Source organism: Xanthomonas sp. CFBP 8152 (assembly GCF_014199025.1).
Taxonomy (GTDB): domain Bacteria; phylum Pseudomonadota; class Gammaproteobacteria; order Xanthomonadales; family Xanthomonadaceae; genus Xanthomonas; species Xanthomonas arboricola_B.
The window spans coordinates 48,899-68,396 of the sequence record NZ_JACHNO010000005.1 but is presented as its reverse complement, the minus strand read 5'-3'; the positions used below and the strand labels follow the sequence as shown (position 1 = coordinate 68,396).

General features: G+C 65.2%; 19 protein-coding genes and 1 pseudogene. 10 read left to right on the top strand and 10 right to left on the bottom strand.

Going from position 1 to position 19,498, the window contains the following annotated elements; genetic code table 11:
• Nucleotides 1–10 precede the first annotated feature (10 nt).
• Both der and glp read left to right on the top strand, forming a co-directional pair.
• Nucleotides 11–1,408, top strand: coding sequence for a ribosome biogenesis GTPase Der (der, locus tag FHT09_RS17480; RefSeq protein WP_016904421.1), 1,398 nt, complete (start codon nt 11–13; stop codon nt 1,406–1,408).
• Between the two features lie 176 nt (nt 1,409–1,584).
• Entirely contained in the window at nt 1,585–2,805 is a 1,221-nt protein-coding gene (gene glp / locus FHT09_RS17475) for a gephyrin-like molybdotransferase Glp (RefSeq protein WP_104606619.1), read from the top strand.
• Between the two features lie 90 nt (nt 2,806–2,895).
• Here glp and moeB read toward each other — a convergent pair whose 3' ends face one another.
• Nucleotides 2,896–4,038 carry a molybdopterin-synthase adenylyltransferase MoeB gene (moeB, locus tag FHT09_RS17470; protein WP_104606640.1) on the bottom strand — a complete coding sequence of 381 codons (1,143 nt, stop codon included), beginning with the start codon at nt 4,036–4,038 and terminating at the stop codon, nt 2,896–2,898.
• Nucleotides 4,039–4,142: 104 nt separating this feature from the next.
• Here moeB and FHT09_RS17465 point away from each other — a divergent pair, with 104 nt between their 5' ends.
• Entirely contained in the window at nt 4,143–4,358 is a 216-nt protein-coding gene (locus tag FHT09_RS17465) for a hypothetical protein (RefSeq protein ID WP_104533412.1), read from the top strand.
• Nucleotides 4,359–4,470: 112 nt separating this feature from the next.
• Here FHT09_RS17465 and FHT09_RS17460 read toward each other — a convergent pair.
• Nucleotides 4,471–4,554, bottom strand: a pseudogene (locus tag FHT09_RS17460) (DUF1264 domain-containing protein); the annotation flags it as partial.
• Between the two features lie 197 nt (nt 4,555–4,751).
• Between FHT09_RS17460 and xth the strand changes: the two are divergent.
• Nucleotides 4,752–5,744: an exodeoxyribonuclease III gene (gene xth / locus FHT09_RS17455; RefSeq protein WP_104606618.1), complete on the top strand. Its 993-nt coding sequence runs from the start codon at nt 4,752–4,754 to the stop codon at nt 5,742–5,744.
• A gap of 10 nt (nt 5,745–5,754) precedes the next feature.
• Here xth and FHT09_RS17450 read toward each other — a convergent pair whose 3' ends face one another.
• Nucleotides 5,755–6,042 (bottom strand): PQ-loop domain-containing transporter, encoded by a 288-nt coding sequence (locus tag FHT09_RS17450; protein WP_104606617.1) that lies wholly within the window; start codon nt 6,040–6,042, stop codon nt 5,755–5,757.
• A gap of 210 nt (nt 6,043–6,252) precedes the next feature.
• Here FHT09_RS17450 and FHT09_RS17445 point away from each other — a divergent pair, with 210 nt between their 5' ends.
• The 3 genes from FHT09_RS17445 to FHT09_RS17435 are packed head-to-tail and all read left to right on the top strand — an operon-like array spanning nt 6,253 to nt 8,468.
• Nucleotides 6,253–7,506, top strand: coding sequence for a molybdopterin molybdotransferase MoeA (locus FHT09_RS17445; RefSeq protein WP_104606616.1), 1,254 nt, complete (start codon nt 6,253–6,255; stop codon nt 7,504–7,506).
• A 46-nt stretch (nt 7,507–7,552) separates the two neighbouring features.
• Entirely contained in the window at nt 7,553–8,122 is a 570-nt protein-coding gene (locus FHT09_RS17440) for a molybdenum cofactor guanylyltransferase (RefSeq protein ID WP_104606615.1), read from the top strand.
• The gene (locus tag FHT09_RS17435; protein ID WP_104606614.1) at nt 8,106–8,468 is read left to right on the top strand and encodes a hypothetical protein; all 363 of its coding nucleotides are present in this window, start codon (nt 8,106–8,108) and stop codon (nt 8,466–8,468) included. Before FHT09_RS17440 ends, FHT09_RS17435 begins: the two co-directional genes overlap by 17 nt.
• 28 nt (nt 8,469–8,496) lie before the next feature.
• Here FHT09_RS17435 and FHT09_RS17430 read toward each other — a convergent pair whose 3' ends face one another.
• From FHT09_RS17430 to FHT09_RS17400, 7 genes are all read right to left on the bottom strand, one after another.
• Nucleotides 8,497–9,495, bottom strand: coding sequence for an NAD(P)-dependent oxidoreductase (locus tag FHT09_RS17430; protein WP_104606613.1), 999 nt, complete (start codon nt 9,493–9,495; stop codon nt 8,497–8,499).
• Nucleotides 9,496–9,801: 306 nt separating this feature from the next.
• Nucleotides 9,802–10,845 carry an acyltransferase gene (locus tag FHT09_RS17425; protein WP_104606612.1) on the bottom strand — a complete coding sequence of 348 codons (1,044 nt, stop codon included), beginning with the start codon at nt 10,843–10,845 and terminating at the stop codon, nt 9,802–9,804.
• Nucleotides 10,846–10,887: 42 nt separating this feature from the next.
• On the bottom strand, nt 10,888–12,189 hold the full coding sequence (locus FHT09_RS17420; RefSeq protein WP_104606611.1) for an NAD(P)-dependent oxidoreductase: 1,302 nt from the start codon (nt 12,187–12,189) through the stop codon (nt 10,888–10,890).
• Nucleotides 12,186–12,767 (bottom strand): dTDP-4-dehydrorhamnose 3,5-epimerase, encoded by a 582-nt coding sequence (gene rfbC, locus FHT09_RS17415; protein WP_104606610.1) that lies wholly within the window; start codon nt 12,765–12,767, stop codon nt 12,186–12,188. The genes FHT09_RS17420 and rfbC overlap by 4 nt, the downstream gene beginning before the upstream one ends.
• Nucleotides 12,764–13,813, bottom strand: a complete 1,050-nt coding sequence (locus FHT09_RS17410; protein ID WP_104606609.1) for an SDR family oxidoreductase — start codon at nt 13,811–13,813, stop codon at nt 12,764–12,766. The genes rfbC and FHT09_RS17410 overlap by 4 nt, the downstream gene beginning before the upstream one ends.
• Nucleotides 13,814–13,817: 4 nt before the next feature.
• On the bottom strand, nt 13,818–14,591 hold the full coding sequence (gene rfbF / locus FHT09_RS17405; protein WP_104537391.1) for a glucose-1-phosphate cytidylyltransferase: 774 nt from the start codon (nt 14,589–14,591) through the stop codon (nt 13,818–13,820).
• 52 nt (nt 14,592–14,643) lie between these two features.
• On the bottom strand, nt 14,644–15,828 hold the full coding sequence (locus FHT09_RS17400) for a glycosyltransferase (RefSeq protein WP_104606608.1): 1,185 nt from the start codon (nt 15,826–15,828) through the stop codon (nt 14,644–14,646).
• A 253-nt stretch (nt 15,829–16,081) separates the two neighbouring features.
• Between FHT09_RS17400 and FHT09_RS17395 the strand changes: the two genes are divergently transcribed.
• From FHT09_RS17395 to FHT09_RS17385, 3 genes are all read left to right on the top strand, one after another.
• A complete protein-coding gene (locus FHT09_RS17395) occupies nt 16,082–17,212 on the top strand; it encodes an NAD(P)/FAD-dependent oxidoreductase (protein WP_104606607.1) in 1,131 nt (376 codons plus the stop codon).
• A gap of 326 nt (nt 17,213–17,538) precedes the next feature.
• Nucleotides 17,539–17,796 carry a KGG domain-containing protein gene (locus FHT09_RS17390; protein WP_024940389.1) on the top strand — a complete coding sequence of 86 codons (258 nt, stop codon included), beginning with the start codon at nt 17,539–17,541 and terminating at the stop codon, nt 17,794–17,796.
• Nucleotides 17,797–18,473: 677 nt separating this feature from the next.
• Nucleotides 18,474–19,394 carry a M14 family metallocarboxypeptidase gene (locus FHT09_RS17385; RefSeq protein ID WP_104606606.1) on the top strand — a complete coding sequence of 307 codons (921 nt, stop codon included), beginning with the start codon at nt 18,474–18,476 and terminating at the stop codon, nt 19,392–19,394.
• Nucleotides 19,395–19,498 lie beyond the last annotated feature (104 nt).

Sequence of the window (19,498 nt, the reverse complement as noted above, 5' to 3'; positions counted from 1 at the left end):
GGACTTTGCGATGCTGCCCCTGGTCGCCCTGGTCGGACGGCCCAATGTCGGCAAGTCCACCATCTTCAATGCGCTGACGCGCACCCGTGACGCGCTGGTCCACGACCAGCCCGGCGTCACCCGCGACCGTAACTACGGGGTCTGTCGTCTCGACGAGGAACGCCCGTTCATCGTCGTCGATACCGGCGGTATCGCCGGCGACGAGGAAGGCCTGGCCGGCGCCACCGCGCGGCAGGCCCGCGCCGCTGCCGGTGAGGCCGATCTGGTGCTGTTCGTGGTCGATGGGCGCGAAGGCGCCTCCTCGCTCGACGACGAGATCCTGGCATGGCTGCGCAAGCTGGCGCGGCCGACCGTGCTGGTCATCAACAAGATCGACGGCACCGACGAGGAGACCGTACGCTCGGAATTCGCGCGCTATGGGTTCTCCGATGTGGTGGCGTTGTCTGCAGCGCATCGGCAAGGCATCGACGAACTGCTCGAGGAAGTCGGCGCACGCCTGCCCGAGGAAGGTGCCGGCGAGTTGCTGGATACCGACCCGGCGCGTGTGCGCATCGCCTTCGTCGGCCGCCCGAACGTGGGCAAGTCGACGCTGGTCAATCGCCTGCTCGGCGAAGAACGCATGATCGCCTCGGAAGTGCCGGGCACCACGCGCGATTCGATCGCCGTGGACATGGACCGCGACGGGCGCCAGTACCGCTTGATCGATACGGCCGGCCTGCGTCGCCGCGGCAAGGTCGAGGAAGCGGTAGAGAAGTTCAGCGCGTTCAAGACGCTGCAGGCGATCGAACAATGCCAGGTCGCGGTGCTGATGCTCGATGCCGGCGAAGGCGTCACCGACCAGGATGCGACCATCCTGGGCGCCATCCTGGACGCTGGCCGTGCCCTGGTGGTGGCGATCAACAAATGGGACGGGCAGAGCGACTACCAGCGAGCGCAGGCCGAAGACCTGCTGTCGCGCAAGCTGGGCTTCGTCAGCTGGGCGGAGGCGGTGCGGATTTCCGCGCTGCACGGCTCGGGCATGCGCGAGCTGTTCCAGGCGATTCATCGCGCCCACGCGTCGGCCACGCACGAATTCAGCACCAGCGAAGTCAACCAGGCGCTGGAAATCGCCTACGAGACCAATCCGCCGCCGAGCATCCGTGGTCACGTCTCCAAGCTGCGTTACGTGCACCCGGGTGGCGCAAATCCGCCCACCTTTATCGTGCACGGCACGCGCCTGAAGGTGCTGCCGGAGTCGTACAAGCGCTATCTGGAAAACTTCTTCCGCAAGCGCTTCAAGCTGGTCGGCACGCCGGTGCGTTTCATCTTCCGCGAAGGCGCCAATCCGTACGAGGGCAAGAAGAACACGCTCACCGAACGGCAGGTGGCGCGCAAAAGGCGGTTGATGAAGCACGTCAAGGGCAAGTAAGCAGGGAACGATCCGTGCCTGGCGAATGATCGTCAGGTGGAGTGGCCGCAGCGCCTGAAGTTGCCGTGGTCGAGTGCCGCGAGCTACGCCAGGAAAGTGCGGTGATTCCTTCTGGCATCTGCACTGGCATTGCCAGACGTTCTGGGCCGTAGTGGCGCACTGGTATCCTGCGTGCCATGACTGACTATCCCTCCCGCATTCCCTATGCACAGGCGCTGCAGATCCTGCAGGCCGTCGCCGCCAACAGCCGTCCAACCGACGAGAACATCGCCACCTCGCGTGCCGATGGGCGCATCAGCGCTGCCGATCTGATCGCACCGATCGCGTTGCCGCCGTTCGCCAATAGCGCAATGGACGGCTTTGCGTTGCGGCATGCCGATGTCGCTGGCGGCGATGCGTCATTGCAACTGGTCGGCGAGCAATTTGCTGGCGAGCGCTGGACCGGCACGCTGAGCGCGGGCCAATGTCTGCGCATCACCACCGGTGCGCCGCTGCCCGATGGCGCCGATACCGTGATCCCGAAAGAGGATGCGCAGGAACGCGATGGCGTGGTGCATTTCCGTACCATGCCTGCGCCGGGTGCAGCGGTGCGCCTGGCCGGCAGCGACGTGCGCGCGGGCGATCTGGTGGTACAGAGCGGGCAGGTGTTGACGCCTGCCCGGATCGGACTGGCGGCTGCGCTCGGTCTGTCGCGGCTTGCGGTGGCGCCGCGGCCGACCATTGCGGTGCTGGCCACCGGCGATGAGCTGGTGGAGCCGGGCATGCCGTTGGGGCCGGGACAGATCTACAACAGCAACCGCGACATGCTGATGGCGCAGCTGCGGGCACTGGGCTACGCGCCGACCGCATGGCCGACCCTGCCGGACGATCCGCAACGTATCCGTAGCATGCTAGAAGACGCGGCTGCGGCCTTCGATGTGGTGATCACCTGCGGCGGCGTCTCGGCGGGGGAAAAGGATTATCTGCCGCAGCTGATCGGCGAACTGGGCCGCATCCACTTCTGGCGCGTGCGCATGCGCCCGGGCATGCCGGCGGTGCTGGGCCAGATCGGCCGCTGCCTGGTGCTGGGTCTGCCGGGCAATCCGGTCTCGGTGCTGGCGACGTTGATCGCCTACGGCGTGCCGTTGCTGGATGGCCTGCAGGGACGTAGCGAGCCGCGCCCGTTGTGGCATGCGGCCCTGGCGAGTCCCTGGGAAAAACGCCACGAGCGGCTGGAGTTTCTGCGCGGGCGCCTGGAGTGCGGCGAAGACGGGCGTCTGACGGCGTTGCCGCATCGCGGCGATGCATCGCATCTGTTGCGCGGTGCGGCCGACAGCAATGCCTTGATCGTGTTGCCGGAACAGGCGCGGCGTTTTGAGGCAGGCGAAGTCGTACAGGTGATTCCTTACGCGCTTTGAGCGTCTGGTGAACCGAGCGCGGCTACCAGGTGCACGACTGTCGGGCGATCGGCCCGCACGAGCGCCGGTTACATGGCGTGATCGCCGCTCTCAGCCGACTGCGCTGCCGCAGAACGCGGCGTAGTCGGCATACCCGGCGAATGCAGCACCGGGTGCACACACCGGGCAATGCGGATCGGGGGGCAGGCGAATCTCGCGAAAGCGCATCGCCAGTGCATCGAAGCTGAGCAGGCGCCCGGTGAGGGTGTCGCCGATGCCCAGCAGCAACTTGATCGCCTCGGTTGCCTGCAGCAATCCGATCACGCCTGGCAGCACCCCCAGTACGCCGGCTTCGGCGCAGCTGGGTGCGAATTCGGGCGGCGGTGGTTCGGGAAACAGGCAGCGATAGCACGGTGCTTGGCCGCGCCTGCGGCCGGCATCGAACACGCTCAACTGCCCTTCGAACTGCTGTACCGCGCCGTAGACCAGCGGTTTGCCGAGTTTGACGCAGGCATCGTTGAGCAGATAGCGCGCAGGAAAATTGTCGGCGCCGTCGACCACGACATCCACGTCCTCCAGCAAGGCTTCGACATTGCTGGCAGTCACACGTGCCTGCAGCGCTTGGACCTGCACGCGTGGATTGAGCGCGGCAATGCGCTGCGCGGCGGAGGTGACCTTGGCAACGCCGACGCTGTCCTCCACATGCAGGATCTGACGCTGCAGATTGCTGCGGTCCACCACATCGTCATCGGCGATCCGCAGGTGGCCGACGCCAGCGGCAGCCAGATAGAACGCCACCGGCGAGCCGAGCCCGCCTGCACCGACGAGCAACACGCGCGAACGCTCCAGACGCTGCTGGCCTTCCAGACCGACCTGCGGTAGACGGAGCTGGCGCGAATAGCGCTCGAGAAAATCCTGCTCGTCGGGCGGCAAGGTAGGGCGCACCAATGGAAGCCCGGCGCTGGTCCACGCGGCGGTGCCACCGAGCACCGAAGACACCTGCGTATAGCCTTGCGCGCGCAAGATCTCCGCCGTGTGTGCCGAGCGCTTGCCGCTCTGGCAGATCAACACGATTTCGCGCGCCTGCGCCGACAGATGCCGTGCGGGTGCCGTTTCCAGATCGTGTTGCGCAATCGCCAACGCGCCTTCGGCCTGGCCGCCGGCACGTTCGTGCAGCTGCCGGATATCGATCAGCAAGGCGCCTTGCAGGGCGCGCAGGCGGGCATTTGCAGGAGGGATGTCGTGGCTGCTCATGGCACCATTGTCGCGCAAAGGCAGGCCGTGCGATGCACGGGTTTGCCATGTTGGCGTCAGGCTCACCAGCACGGCGGTAGCGTGGGCATACTAGGAGACCCTCAATGACACCTGATATCGATGCGCAACTGAAACAACTCGCCGATGCATTGCCTGATATTCGTCGTCAGCATCCAGACGATTTCTGGGATGTATTCCATGCACGTGCAGAGAAGATCACTGCCGCCGCCGACTCGCAGGAACAGGCTGCGCAAATCGTCAAACGGATCGACGAAATCCTGTCGGCCAATCAATTGGGACCTGCGGATCCCGGCGCCTGATCCGGCAACCTCGATGCGCGGGCGCTACGGCAGGTAACACCGGCCGGCGCTCGGTTGGGCATGGTCCGTAGCAACTGGCAGCAAGCCGGCGCGGCAATGCTGCTGTCGGTCGGTTGGCGCGATCGGCATTGCCGCTGTAGAGCGCGCATTGCGCCAGGTCTTCGTCGACCGGATCGCAGTAGTGACGCGTTTCCAGTGAGGTAACCGCGCAAGCAGCGGGTGCATAGCTGGGCAGTCCAGAACGCGGGCTATCGCGTGCGATCGCCGGCGATGGGGGGTGTGCAAGCCGTGAGTTCGTACGCCAGTAGGCAGCGGAGCTTCACCCTGCTTGAGCATCTGCTTAATGCCATGGCGGCGATGCTATCGCCTTATGCCTCGCCAGGTCGCTCGCCCATGTCCACCACCACCCGCAAGATCGCGACATTCAACGTCAATGGCATCAATAGTCGGCTGCCGCATCTGCTGGACTGGTTGCAGCGCGAGCGACCGGACATCGTCGGCTTGCAGGAACTGAAGGCCACGCAGGACGCCTTTCCGGAACAGGCGATCCGCGATGCCGGGTACGGCGTGATCTGGCAAGGCGAGAAGTCGTGGAATGGCGTGGCATTGCTGGCGCGCGGCGCCGATCCGGTGGAAATCCGTCGTGGGCTGCCGTGGGACCGCGGCGATACGCAGAGCCGCTACCTGGAAGCTGCAATTCACGGGGTGGTGGTGGCCTGCCTGTATCTACCCAACGGCAATCCGCAGCCGGGGCCGAAGTTCGACTACAAGCTGGCCTGGTTTCAACGCCTGATCCGGCACGCCAGGACGCTGGTGGACCTGCCGCACCCGGTAGCATTGATCGGCGATTTCAACGTGGTGCCCACCGATGCCGACATCTACGACCCCAAGGGCTGGCGCAGGGATGCGTTGCTGCAACCGGAGAGTCGCCAGGCGTACCAGGCCCTGCTCGAGCAGGGATGGACCGACAGCCTGCTTGCAGTGCATGGCGACCCGCCGATCTATACCTTTTGGGATTATTTTCGCCAGCACTTTGCGCGCGATCGCGGCTTGCGCATCGACCACCTGCTGCTCAATCGCACCCTGGCGCCCGGGCTGCAGGATGCCGGCGTGGACAAGTGGGTACGCGCACTGGAAAAGGCCAGCGATCATGCGCCGACCTGGATCCGCGTGCGTGTGCCGGAGGCGGTAGCGGAACCAGCAACGCAGGCCAAGGCCGTGCCCAGGCCGCGAAAGCAGCCCGTGGCAAAGGCAGCCCCGGTGCGCAAGTCCACGACCAAGAAAACGACCAAGACCGCGGCGAAGAAGGCCGCAACGCGGCCTGCCGCCAGGAAGTCAATCGGAACCACCAAGCCGCGCAACCTGGCGAAGAAAAGCGCCGGATGACGCGGCAGGGCTAGCCGATACTGCCCGCGTGACGCGCCATCCGACGCTGCTTGATCCGGTGCAGCACATGCCCGGTGAGGGCGGTCAGCAGGATCAATACATTGCTGACGATAAACACCGCATTGCCGACCAAATAGCTGTAGAGGATAAACAACACCGAAGCGCTGATCTGGCCGATGAACAGCCAGCGCGAAACGCCCTGTGCCGCATCCGAGCGCCATTGTTTGTAGATCTGGCGGATCAAGGTGGCAATCAACACGGCACTGGCGAGCCAGCCTACAAGGTCGACGAGTTGCATGCGGCATAGAGACCGTGGAGAACTGCGTCCGCTGTGCGAGATGCCGTGTGGGCAAGGCGTTCTAGCGGCTTCAAGCGATGTGCGCCGGTGGGTGAGACGAAGCCATGCACGGGATTGGACGCCCTGATGTCGCAATCGCCACGCCTGTACCAGCCGCGCCGGGCGCCGGTATCCTAGCCAGGTCATCCATCGGTCGACCGTGCCCTGTTCATGATCAGCTACGCCGACGCACTTGCGATTGTCCGTCAGCAGGTCGCCGCGCTTGCCGGCGAGTGGGTGGACAGTGCCGATGCCGAAGGACGTGTGCTTTCGCAGGCGTTGTCGAGTCCGGCGGAGTTGCCGGCTTTCGACAACAGCGCGATGGATGGTTTTGCGTTGGCCACTGCCGGCTGTGGTGCGATTGCCGGTAGCGAACATGTGGTCGCTGGCAGCGTTGCCGCAGGCGAAGATGCGGGCGGCATCCCGGCAGGTAACGCTTGGGAAGTCATGACCGGTGCCGGTTTGCCTACGGGTGCCGATGCAGTGGTGCCTATCGAGCAGGTGGACGTGCTGGCGCATGATGGCCCACGACCCAGCCGCATCCGTCTGCGTGCCAGTAGTCGCTGCGGTCAGCATATCCGTCGACGCGGAGAAGATGTGGCCTTGCACGATCGCGTGATCGAGGCCGGTACTGTGCTGCGCGCCGCGCACCTGATGCTGTTGGCAGGGCTGGGCTGTGCGCGTGTGCAGGTGGTGCGGCGTCCGCGTGTGGCCCTGATTGCGACCGGCCGCGAATTGATCGGCGATCCGGCGCAGCCGTTGCGGCCTGGACAGATTCGCGATGGCACCAGCGGCTATCTGCTCAGCCAGTTGCGTGCAGCCGGGGCCGAAGTGGTCTGGCAGGGGCAGGTGGGCGATGCCGATGCCGACTTCGACCGGGCGCTTGCGCAGGCGCGAGGCGCGGACGCCGAGGTGATTCTGAGCACCGGTGCGGTGTCGCTTGGTCGTTACGATTTCATACCGGATGCCTTGGCACGGCACGGCACGGCGGTGTTGTTCCACAAGGTCGCGGTGCGGCCGGGCAAGCCGGTGTTGCTGGCGCGCTTTGCAGACGGCGCACTGTACATCGGTTTACCGGGCAATCCGATGGCCAGCGCCGCCGGGCTGCGTTTTTTCGTGGAGCCGGCGCTACGCCGGTTACTTGGCATGCCGGCCGAGCGCGGCTTGCAGGTTGCGTTGCAAACGCCGATACCTGCGCGACCGCTGTGGCGGCAGCACCTGCGCGCGCGGTTGACCTGTAGCGCTGCTGGAGTGCTTTGCGTGCAGATCCTGCCGCAGCAGGAGTCGTTCCGCGTGGCGCCATTGTTGCAGGCCAATGTATGGGCGGTACTGGAACCGCAGGACGATGGCGCCGCGCCCGATACGACTGCGCAGGTGTTCGGGCTGGGCCATCTGCAGCCGGCCGCACCGGCGATCGCGCCTTGAGCCTGCACTTGCACGTAGTGCGATGCCGTGCCGGCGAGCAGGCGGCATGAGCGCGAGGCCTGCTTGGACGGGCGTGGTGCTTGCCGGTGGCCGTTCCTCGCGGATGGGACAGGACAAGGCGCTGCTGCCGTGGCGCGGACGTCCATTGCTGGAGCACATGCAGGCGTTGCTGCGCGATGCCGGCGCGCACAAGGTGGTGATCAGCGGCGATCGCCCGGACTACGCCGGGATTGCCGACGCGCAGCCAGATCTGGGGCCGCTCGGAGGGCTGGCCAGCGTGATCGATCGGGTGGCCGATGCAACGACACTGGTGGTGGTGCCGGTCGACATGCCGTTGCTGTCCGGGCCATTGCTGGATCGGCTGCTGGCGCCACCGCATCGGCGCTGCATTACCTTTGAAGACCAGATGCTGCCGATGCGTCTGTACGTGGATGGCGTTGTGCGCGAGGCGCTCACTGCGCTGATGGCCGGCCCCGGTTCGTCACGCTCGCTGCGCGCCCTGCAGGCTGCGCTGCAATGCCATCGCGTGGCTGTCACCGCCAGCGAACGCACCGCGTTCGTCAATTGCAATACGCCCGAGCAGTGGAGTCAGCTCATTCATGAAAATCCAGATTGAAGCTCAGCAGCTGCGTTTGCGCATCGACGAAGCCGAATTGGCCGAGTTGCTTGCCGGGCGCACGGTCGAGAATCTGAGCCGCTTGCCGAGCGGGGAAGGCGCGCGACTGCTGCGCCACAGTGTCAGCCTGAGCGACGGTGATGCGGCCTGCAATTGCACTGCCGAGCATTGGCAGTTGTCGGTGCCGCGCAATGCGCTGGAAGAACATGCACGGCAATTGCCCAGCCGCGAGGGATTGCGTTTCAGCTTCGGTACCGGTGCTGGCCATGCCGAACAGACGACGTTGCAGGTGACCTTCGATGTCGATGTGCGCGATAGCGCGCGCAAGCGTTTTCCGAAAAGCTGAGTTCGCTGCGGGTGCACACGCGCACCACTCATGCGTCGATTTCAAGACGCGCAGCAATGCCGGGCACGCGATCGCAGGCCAGGCCACGCGCCTGCAGCGCCGCTTCGATTGCCGCAGCATCGGCATCGTTGTGGCCGGCGCCGCTGTGCAACGCGACCACGTGCAGGCCTGCTGCGGCCAGTTCCAGCAACAGATGCTGTTGTGCGTCGGCCTGCTGCGGCAAGGCGCGGCGGGATGCATCGCGCCGTGCCAGTTCCAGTACTGCACCGGGGATGTCGTCGCCGATCAGCAGGACATCGGCCAGATTCATCGCACGCAGCGCCTTGATGGTGAGCAGGCCGGGATCGCCCGGCCCGGTGCCGACCAGTTGCACGCTGCCGCGCGCCGGCACCGCCCCGGTATCGTCCAGTGCAGCGACGAATGCGCTTTCGGCTGCGTCGTCGTTGCCGGCCAGCAGCAGCAGCGGCACGTCGCCGTCGATGACGCGATCGAACCAGCGTCGGCGCCGGTTCATGTCGGGAAACTGGCTACGGATACGCTCGCGGTGACGCGCGAACATGCCGGCGAAGCGGCCGACCGAGACATCCAGTTCGCGTTCCAGCCGTTCGCGCAGCCGGCGTGCCAGCATCGGTGCGGCGCCCGCAGAGGAAATGGCGATGACCAGCGGGTCGCGATCCACGATCGCCGGCACCTGATAGGTCGACAACTCCGCATCGTCCACCACGTTGACCAGGCGCTGGCGCGCACCGGCGGCAGCGGCGACGCGTTGATTCAACTCGCCATCGTCGGTGGCCGCGACCACCAGCCACACGTCGTCGATCCAGGCAGGATCGAACTCGCCGCCCAGTTGTTCGAAACGGCCGGCCTGCATCAGTTCCGCCAGTTCGGGCGAGAGCGCGTGCGCGTACAGCCGGATATGCGCACCGGCCTTGAGCAGCGCCAGCACCTTGCGCGTGGCGACCTCGCCACCGCCGATGACCAGCACGGCGCGCCCTTGCAGGTTTGCGAACAGCGGAAACAACGGCATCAAATGTCCTCCGAAAAGATGGCTCGCACCGACAGCATGTTGCATGGCACCCGCTAACCACGTCCATACCTTTGTCGCCCATCCGTGTGGTGCTGGTCAACGCTGCCGAAACGCCGAGCGGCGCACTGTGTCAGGCATCGCTGCGCACAGGTCATACGGTGCCAGGCGATGTGGCATCGGTCGGTACACTGCTCGCCCTCGCGGGCGCTCGCGCAGGCTGGTGGCCGAGGTCAGGCCTTGCCGCAGGCGCTGGCCAGCTTAGCCCGCCGCATGCGTCGATCCATGAACGGCTTCGCTGTCAGAACATCACCGGGTAGTGCGGCGTGCCAGCGCCCGGCGCGCCTGCCGCAACGCGATGCGCTCGTAGCACAGGTGATAGACCACGCCTAGCGATAGCGCAGCGCCCACGCTGAGCAACAGGTTCACCGGCCAGGTGGCCAGCGGCCCCATCCGGCGCGTGGTGCGCGCCACCAGCGACATCAGCGGCATATGCACCAGGTAGATCGCATACGATGCATCGCCGAGCAACAGCAGCGTCGGGCCGATACGCAACCAGCCGCGCCATTCCGCGCGCACCAAGCAGGTCAACGCGCCGGCGATCGCCAGCCCGAACAACGGTGAATGCACGCGCTGCATCCCGTCGAGCACGAAGCTCGCGGACGCGATGAGCGCGACCACACCACCGACCCACGCCGACCATGGCGCAGCGCTCAACACCGCGCGTGCCGCCAGCATGCCGAAGACGAATTCCAGCGTGATGGGATGCAGCAGCAACGCGCGCCAGGAAACTTCCACCGGCTGCGCGAACGGCGCGCCAAGTGCCGCGTGCAGCAGCGTCACGCTTGCCCACAGCAGTGCGCAGCGCAGCGGATGCCCGCTACGAAAGAACAGCCACGCCAGCGCGTAGAACATCAACTCGTAACTCAGCGTCCAGGCCACGCCCAATGCGGATTGCCCTTCGACCGGCAGCAGGCTCAGCGTGGCAAACCATGACCAGCCCATGTCGCCATCGTCCAGGGCGGGCCGCAGCGTATAGGCCAGCGCCAACGCACCACCAACCGGCCAGTACGGCAGATAGATGCGGCTGATACGGCTGCTGGCGTAGTCGCGGCTCCAGCCCGGCGTGCCCGCACTGGCATGGTTGACGTAGTAGATGATGAAGCCCGACAGCACGAAGAAGAAATCCACGCCCAGATAACCGTGCGCCAGCGCCGCAGCCAGCCATGCCGGTAACCGCTGCACCAGGTGGTTGGTAGGCAGCACGCTGTGGCTGAGCACCACCATCGTGGCGGCCAGCGCACGCCCGGCCTGCAGGACGCGGATGGTTGGGCGGGCAGGCAGGGCGGCCATCGGCTGTGACATCGGCACGCGGACGCAGGCCGATGTCTGCGCTCAGGCGGCCAGTTCCGCAGCGTCGGCGAAGACACTGGCCTGCTCGGTACGCAGACGATCGATCAGCCGGTTGGCCGGCAATTGCACATCGTCGTAGGTCAGCACTTGGTCCTTGGGCACCGCATGGCGGAGCACGCAGCCTTCCGCCACGCCCATCGGCAACAGCCCTGTGTTTGCGGTGACATCGGCGCGCTCGCACTGGCCGTAGCTCATGTAGCCACCGAGTCCGTCGATGGTTTCGCCGGTGGTCAGGTCGCGCTTGGCGGTGGCGATCACTTCCACCAGCGGCGCGCCCAGCGGTTGCAGCACCGCATCGCCCAGCAGCACCACCCGCGCCACCGACAGCGGTACTTCGAAGTGGCAGAGGTGGTACGGCGTGTAGAAGCTGTACAGCGGGCCTTCGCCGAGCTTGTAGAGATTGAGGTAGTGCTGCTGCCTGGCATCGTCGTGGCTGGCCAGTACGAACACGCCGGGCGAGGGCAGGGCGCCGACCACGTAATCCACCGCGCCGCCCACCGCACGCAAGGCCTCGATGTCGTAGCGCCGGGTCAGCTCGTCGACATGTGCGCGATGCTCGTAGCCGGTCATGCCGCGTTGCAGGATCGACATGCCGGTGCCATTGGCCACGATCGCCTGCTCGAAGCTGATCTTGGTTCCGTCGGCAAAGCTGGTGACCATGTGCGGGTCCTGGCCCCAACGCGCCGCGAAACCGGCCTGTGTCGCCGGTGTGCGATAGGGGTCCTGCAAGCCCTTGATGTTGCCGCACAGCAGCGGCGTCAACCCGATCGAGCGCACGAACCGGTACAGGTTCATCTGCACACCGGGCTGGTCGCCATCGCAGGCGCTAAAGATCACCCCGGCGGCATCGGCCCTGCGCTTGAGCAGCGGGCCGACGGTACCGTCGAGTTCGGCATTCATCGTGACCATATGGCGGCCATGGGCGATGGCGCCCAGGCTGATGCGTGCGCCATAGTCGATGGCGCCGGTGGCATCGATCAGGCAATCCAGCGCATCGCATTCGTACAGCAGTGCGGGATCGTCGGTCACAGCCGGAATGCCGGCGGCGATCTGGCGCTTCAACTCGCTGGCCCCATCCACCACGCGTGCGTGCTGGCCGGCCTGGCGGTAGGCTTCCAGCGCCTTGTCCACGCTGCGATTGCAGATCACCGATACCAGCATGCCCGGCACCGAGTGCGCGATCTGGTTGACGATGCCGCGCGCCATGAAGCCGGCGCCGTACAGGCCAACACGCAATGGGCGGCCTTCGGCGGCACGCGCCTGCAACAGACGATCGATATTCATGGGCGCTCCCGCTGAGTGAGTCCGGCATGGGTGGGAATGCCGTGCTGTTGTTCGTCGAAATCCGGCCAAGCCGCATCCTTGTCGGACACCAGCTGGGGTTCGAGCGGCCACTGCACGCCCAGGCGCGGATCGTTCCAGCGCAAGCCACGCTCGGCCTGCGGCGTGTACATCGCACTGGCGAAATAGAACGCCTCGGTTTGCGGCTGCAAGGTGATGAAGCCATGCGCAAAGCCGCGCGGCACGTACAGCGCCAGCCGATTGTCCGCGTTCAATTCGGTGCCGTACCACTGCAGATAGGTGGGCGAATCCGGGCGCAGATCCACGATCGCATCCCAGAGCGCACCGTGAATGCAGCGCACGATCTTGACCTCTGCGGCAGGCGGCAACTGATAATGCATGCCGCGCAAGGTGCCGGCGTGCGCATTGAACGAGTTGTTGACCTGCACGAACTGATCGACCAGGCCCGCCTGCGCCATCTCCTGGGTGCAGAACACGCGTGCGAACCAGCCGCGCGCATCGCCGCGTTGTTCGGGCTCGATCACGAACGCACCGGCCAGCGGGGTGGGGTGAAAGATCATGCAGCCACCCTCAGATCCGGTGCCAGGGTTCCTGTATCGACCAAGTGCTGCAGGATGCGCAGACGAATGAAGTCCGAACCCTGACGGAAGTCGCCATCGCGGAATCCGGCGCGCTGCAGATCGTCGCGCAGCTCGGTGATGGTGGAGCGCAGGGTTTCCTGCGGTTGATGTTCCGGCGCCAGGCGTTCGAACAAGGAGAAGTCCACGCGGTAGGAACGGTTGTCGCTGGGTGCGCTGGTGGAAATCGCGACATGTGCAGTGGGAATCGCCACACCGACTGCATGGGCGAGATCGCGGATCTGCACGTTCCAGCGCTCCGAGCCGGCATTGACGAACAGGAACTGCCCGCCTGCCACTGGCGCGCGGCTCAGTGCCCAGTCGATGGCGCGGGCCATGTCGCGCACATGGATCAACGGCCGCCATGGCGAGCCATCCGACAGGACTTCCACGGTGCCGTTGGCCACCGCGCCGGCAACGAAATCGTTGAGCACCAGATCCAGCCGCAGGCGCGGCGAGGCACCGCAGGCGGTGGCGAACCGCAGGCAGGTGATCACCATGTCGGTGTCCAGCTGCGCCAGCGCACGTTCGGTATCGATCTTGGAATGCGCATACGCTGTCAGCGGTGCGATGGCGCTGGTTTCCGAACGTGGCGTGCCATCGGCGGCGGCGCCGTACACACTGCAGCTGGAGGCGAACACGAAGTGGCCCACGCCGGCCTGCGCGGCCGCCTGCGCCACCGCCACGCTGGCGCGGCAGTTGATCGCATCTGTGACCAGTTCGAACCGCTTACCCATCGCATCGTTGGAAATCGCCGCCAGGTGCACCACTGCGTCGAAGCCCTGCAATTGTTGCGCGGTGAGATCGCGCACGTCGCCGAACCATTGCTGGTCCAGCACCACTTCCGGCAGGCGACGCGGGTCGGACAGGCAATGCGCGAACCAGCCGCGATCCAGCCCCACCAACCAGGCCTGCGGATAGCGTTGTCGCAGATGCGCGGCCACGACCGGGCCGATGTAGCCCATGTTGCCGGTGATCAGAATGCGCATGTTGTTACTCCCACACGCGCCAGGGCGCGCGATTGGATGACCAGAGGGTTTCGAGATGATTGCGGTCGCGCAGCGTGTCCATCGGCTGCCAGAAGCCGTCGTGGCGATACACGCTCAGTTCGTCGCGGTCGACCAGCGTTTCCAGTGGGCTGTTCTCCCACACGGTGGCATCGCCGTCGATCACATCGATCACGCGCGGGTCGAGCACGAAGAAACCGCCGTTGATCAGGCCATCGCCATCCAGCGGCTTCTCACGAAATCCGGTGACCTGCTCGCCTTCCACGCGCAAGGCACCAAAGCGGCCCGGCGGTTGTACTGCGGTGACCGTGGCCATGCGGCCTTCGCGTTGGTGCAGTGCGATGGCGGCCGTGATGTCCACGTCGGCCACGCCATCGCCATAGGTCATGCAGAACGCCGCCTCGTCTCGCAGATGCTCGCGCACGCGGCGCAACCGGCCCCCGGTCATGGTCTGAGCGCCGGTATCGACCAGCGTCACGCGCCAGGGCTCGGCGCGGGTGTTGTGCAAGGTGATGGTGTTGCTGGCGAGATCGCAGGTGACGTCGGATTCGCGCATGTGGTAATTCATGAAGAAATCCTTGATCACCTCACCGCGGTAGCCAAGACAGACGATGAAATCCTGGATGCCGTGGTGTGCGTAGATCTTCATGATGTGCCAGAGGATCGGCTTGCCGCCGATCTCCACCATGGGCTTGGGGCGGATGGTGGTTTCTTCGGAAATGCGCGTTCCCAGGCCGCCGGCCAGGATGACTGCTTTCATTGCTGATCCTTGAACTGATGCGCCGGTGATCTCGGTGCAGTGCGATGCAGCGCTAGGCGGTCATACTCAGCGCGATCGCCGGTGGGCAGGCAGTCTGTTCGGCCATCGTGGCCAGGTTGTCGAGCATGGCAAAGCGCTCGGCCATCAGTGGCGGGCGCGGCAGCTGCAGCGTCTGCAGAATTTGCGCCCACCGGTGTGCCCAGTCGTGCCGTCGCAGGCACTGCACGGTGTTGTGCAGTCTGGCACGCTCCAGTCGGTCGGGCTGCTGCTCCAGATCGCGCAGGAACAGGCCAATCTCCTTGCCATCGGCCGGCAGCTCGATCACCGCGTCTTCCCAATCGAAGTGCTGGGCAAATTCCGGGCATGCCTGTGCGGAGCCGAGTATCACCGCGCCCCCGGCGGCCCCTTCGAAGTAGCGCGTTGCCAGCGCCTGTTTTTTCACGCCCTTGAAGAATCCCTGTGTGTCGACCACGAAGTCGTGCGCCATGAAGAACTTGGCGCGCTTGATCATGGCTGCCGATTGCAGCCGATGCGCAGCCCAGTCCTGCACCGCGCCGCCGCGCAGCACATCATGCAGATAGAAAAAATCGGGGTTGGCCTGTGCATGCGCAAGCCATTGCGCGTGTACCTGCGGCATACGCCGGCCGATGCTGACCACGTCGATGCAGCGCTGCGGTGGCCGCGGCCATGGCGTTGCCAGCAGGGTGTCGCAGGCGCTGGCCAGAAACGACACCGGTGTGCTGGTGTAGCGGCGCAGCGCATCGACGCAACTGGCATTGAGCACGAACACATGGTCGAACTGATCCAGCAGTTTCAACTCCGCCTTCTGCGATTCCAGCAATTCCGGCCAGGTTTCCAGCAGATACACCACGCGGCTGCGGCAGCGCTCGCGCCATCCCTTGATGCGTCCAAGCGTGCTCAATTCCCTGGGAAACTGGCACACGTAGAAGAACAGGTCGTAGTCTCGTTCGACAACCCGGGGCTGTGCGTTGGAGAGCGCAGGCCGCCTGTTCAGCCGCTGCAGCGCAGAGATGCCGCGATGTTTGAGCTCGTTGAGCAGATACGACACGCCAGGATTGACGCCGCGTCCGCGGGTGTAATCGGCCGCGGGAGGGCACAGCAGCTGCGCGTGTTCCAGACTGCGGACCACGTTGAGCAATGCATATGCCTGCCCGTTGAAGGCCTCTGGCCATGCCTCGTAATTAGAGGCGAGCAGGACCGAACGCGTTGCGTCCATTCAAACTCCTTCGGTGATTGCAGCTTCGAACCGGACGCAACAGGTCGCGCTCGGGCGGGGGAAGAATGCGCACCGCAACATTCGGAAAAACGTCTGTCGGCGTCGAGTAACGTGATTCACGTCATGTGGTGGGCCGAATATAGAGCCGGATAGTGAGAAAACAGTGATAACGGTCCCGACAATCCTGCGCGTTTTAGTGTGCAGACGGTTCTAGTGTGCAGATAGACTGATCGACCATCGTGTGAGAGCGGGCATGCAAGACGTCGAATGCATCGTGATAGGTGCCGGAGTAGTGGGGCTGGCAGTTGCGCGCGAGCTGGCGATGCAAGGGCATGAGGTATTGGTGCTGGAATCCGAAGACGCCGTTGGCACCGGCACCAGCGCACGCAATAGCGAGGTGATTCACGCCGGGCTCTACTATCCGGCCGGTTCGTTGAAAGCGCAGCTGTGCCTCAGCGGCAATCCGCTGCTGTATGCCTATTGCGAACAACGCCACGTGCCGCATCGGCGCTGTGGCAAATTGATCATCGCCTGCGACCAGGCGCAGCGCGGCCAGCTTGAGCAGTTGTACCGCAGTGCCATCGCCAGCGGCGCGCACGGCTTGCTGCCGCTCGACGCGGCACATGTGCACGCACGCGAACCGGCCTTGCGCTGCGTCGCGGCGCTGGAGTCCACCACCACCGGCATCATCGACAGCCACGCGTTGACGCTGGCGTTGCAAGGCGATGCCGAGGCGCATGGCGCCACCGTGGCGCTGCGTGCCACAGTCGCGCAGATCGAGCCGCTTGTGCATGGTCTGCGCGTGACCGTCGCGGGTCAGCCCCCTGAGAGGCTGACCTGCGCCTGGCTGGTGAACGCCGCCGGTCACGGCGCGCCGCCACTGGCCGCGCGGACCGGTGGCCTGCCAGCGCATGCACAGGTTCGCGGCTATTTCGCCAAGGGCAGCTACTTCACCCTGGCGGGACGCTCGCCATTCCAGCAGTTGATCTACCCCATGCCCGAACCTGGCGGCCTGGGTGTGCATCTCACGCTGGATCTGGGTGGGCGTGCGCGCTTCGGCCCAGACGTGGAGTGGGTCGCGCAGCCCGACTATCGCTGCGAGCCAGCGCATGCCGCGCGTTTTGCCGCGGCGATCCGGCGTTACTGGCCTGGCTTGCCGGACGGCGCGTTGCGGCCCGGATACTGCGGTGTGCGCCCGAAGATCAGCGGGCCGGGCGAGGTGGCGGCCGATTTCCGTATCGACGGTCCGTCCATGCACGGCATCGCCGGTCTGGTGAATCTGTTCGGGATCGAGTCGCCAGGCTTGACCTGCTGCCTGAGCATCGGGCGGCATGTGGCCGCATTGCTTGCTGCGGGGCGCGGCGCTACGGCGGTGCCGGTCTGACGTCTCCCAGCCTTGCTCTTGGTTCCAGTTCGCCGACGCACCGGGCGAGCTGGGACATCGATCGATCCGCCGATGCTGCACCTGGTTGTTGCCGGCGCGTCCGCACCAAGCAGGCCATTCGTGCGGACGCGTTGGTAGCGCTATCCATGGGTCGCTAGCGCAACATCAGCCAGCGCATGGCCGGAGTGCAAGATTTGCACAGCAAGCGCAGCTGTTTTTTCCTGCATTGTGCGGCTTGGCACCGGCTTGCATGGCTCTCGGGTTGGCACGATAGTTGCGTTGCCCCCAGTACCAGTGGCGTGATCGACGCATCGAGAGGAGGCACAGTGGAAGACGGACAAAGCAGTACTCGTAGCCGGCGCGGTTTTGCCGCATTGGATCCCGAAAAGCGACGTGTGTTGGCGAGCAGCGGCGGCAAGGCAGCGCATGCCAGCGGCAACGCGCACGAATTTACCAGCGACGAAGCACGTGAAGCCGGCCGCAAAGGTGGCCAGGCCGTGAGTCGCGATCGCGATCACATGTCGCGGATCGGCAGCAAGGGTGGGCGTTCCAAGCAGGCCAAGCCTCAGGAAGAAGCCGTCTGAGCAAGAACGGCGCGCATCCTGCGCGCCGTTCTTGCTGCACAGCGGGCTGCAGGCCCTGCACGCTATGTGCAGGGCCTGCTTCGTTTCTGCGGAACTGTCCGCAGCGCTGACAGTACTGCTGGAACAATCGATTGCAGCTCCCCACTGTTTTCGATGCAATCACGCTTTGCTTAGATTGTTTGAGACCTGACGAAGACATTTGATATGCATTGCATCACGAAGGCGCAGGAAGTTTTTTCACTTGTTGTCGCGTACCCGCCATCGATTGCAGTGAGATATTTCGCGATTGCTTGGTGCGCCTGCGCAAAGCGAGTGCAGTATTTGCATCCATCGCAGGACGTCCAGAGCCGTCAGCCGGGTTGGCATCCATGAATGTTCAGTGAGCTGTTTCTGGGGACCGCTGCATGGCAGCTCGCCCGCTTCGACCCCTTCGACCGCGCAGCGCTAAAACCGCAGCGGCGAACATCGCAGCCCCGACAGAGGCCGCAGTCGTGGCAAGTTGCCTGCAGGGCGGTAGCGGACTCGTGGTCGACAGAGGCTTTTGGACACTGAAGTCTGATGGCAAGCCGTCACCGAACTCGACCTTGCAGGCGGTTGCTGTCATCGCGTCTGCCGCCGAATGGACCGCCCAGCGCCTAGCGCTTACCCTGGCCGTCTTTCAACGGACGGCACCCGTAATGACAGAACGCATGGCGTATCCGATCGGCACCCCACGACAGCCCTGGGGCGAGGCAGAGCGCGCCGCATGGCGAGCGCGCCAGGTGGTTCAGCGCAGTCATGCCATCGATGTGGTGCAGCTGATCGATGCGCTGGATGCCAGCTACGAGCGCGTGCATTACGGAACAATCCAGGCGACGTCCGAGCAGTATCCGTTGATCGCACTGCGCAGTGCCGAGTGGGACGCCGCATTGCCCTGCGCGATGGTGACCGGTGGCGTGCATGGCTATGAAACCAGCGGCGTGCAGGGTGCGCTGCAGTTCCTGCAGCAATGCGCCGCGGCCTACGCAGGCAAGCTCAATCTGCTGGTGGCGCCTTGCGTCAATCCCTGGGGCTACGAACGGGTCCAACGCTGGAATGCCGATGCCATCGACCCCAACCGTGCGTTTGGCCAGGACAGCCCGGCCGCCGAGTCGTCAGCGTTGATGCAGCTGGTGGCCGCAGCGGCTGGGCAGATGCTGGTGCATATCGATCTGCATGAAACCACCGACAGCGACGAGACCGAATTTCGTCCGGCCCTGGCCGCACGCGACGGCGTCGATTTCGTGCCGGGCAGCATTCCGGACGGTTTCTACCTGGTGGGCGATAGCGAAGATCCGCAACCGCAATTTCAGCAGGCAATCATCGCCGCCGTCGCCGAGGTCACCCATATCGCACCTGCCGACGCGAACGGCCAGATCATCGGCGCAGCGGTGGTCGCTCATGGCGTCATCAATTACCCGGTGCGGCGTCTGGGTCTGTGCGCGGGCGTCACCGACGCGCGCTATCGCACCACCACCGAGGTGTATCCGGACAGCCCGCGCGCCACGCCGGCCCAGTGCAATGCCGCGCAGATGGCGGCCATCTGCGCGGCGCTGGACTACGCGCTCGCACACCGCTGACAGCATGGGCTGGCGCGAGCATCGAAGCTGGCGCCCCAGCGCCGCCATCCACCTGCAGCACCTCCCAAACCCGCGCGTATTGACCCAGTGCGCGGCTAGACTAT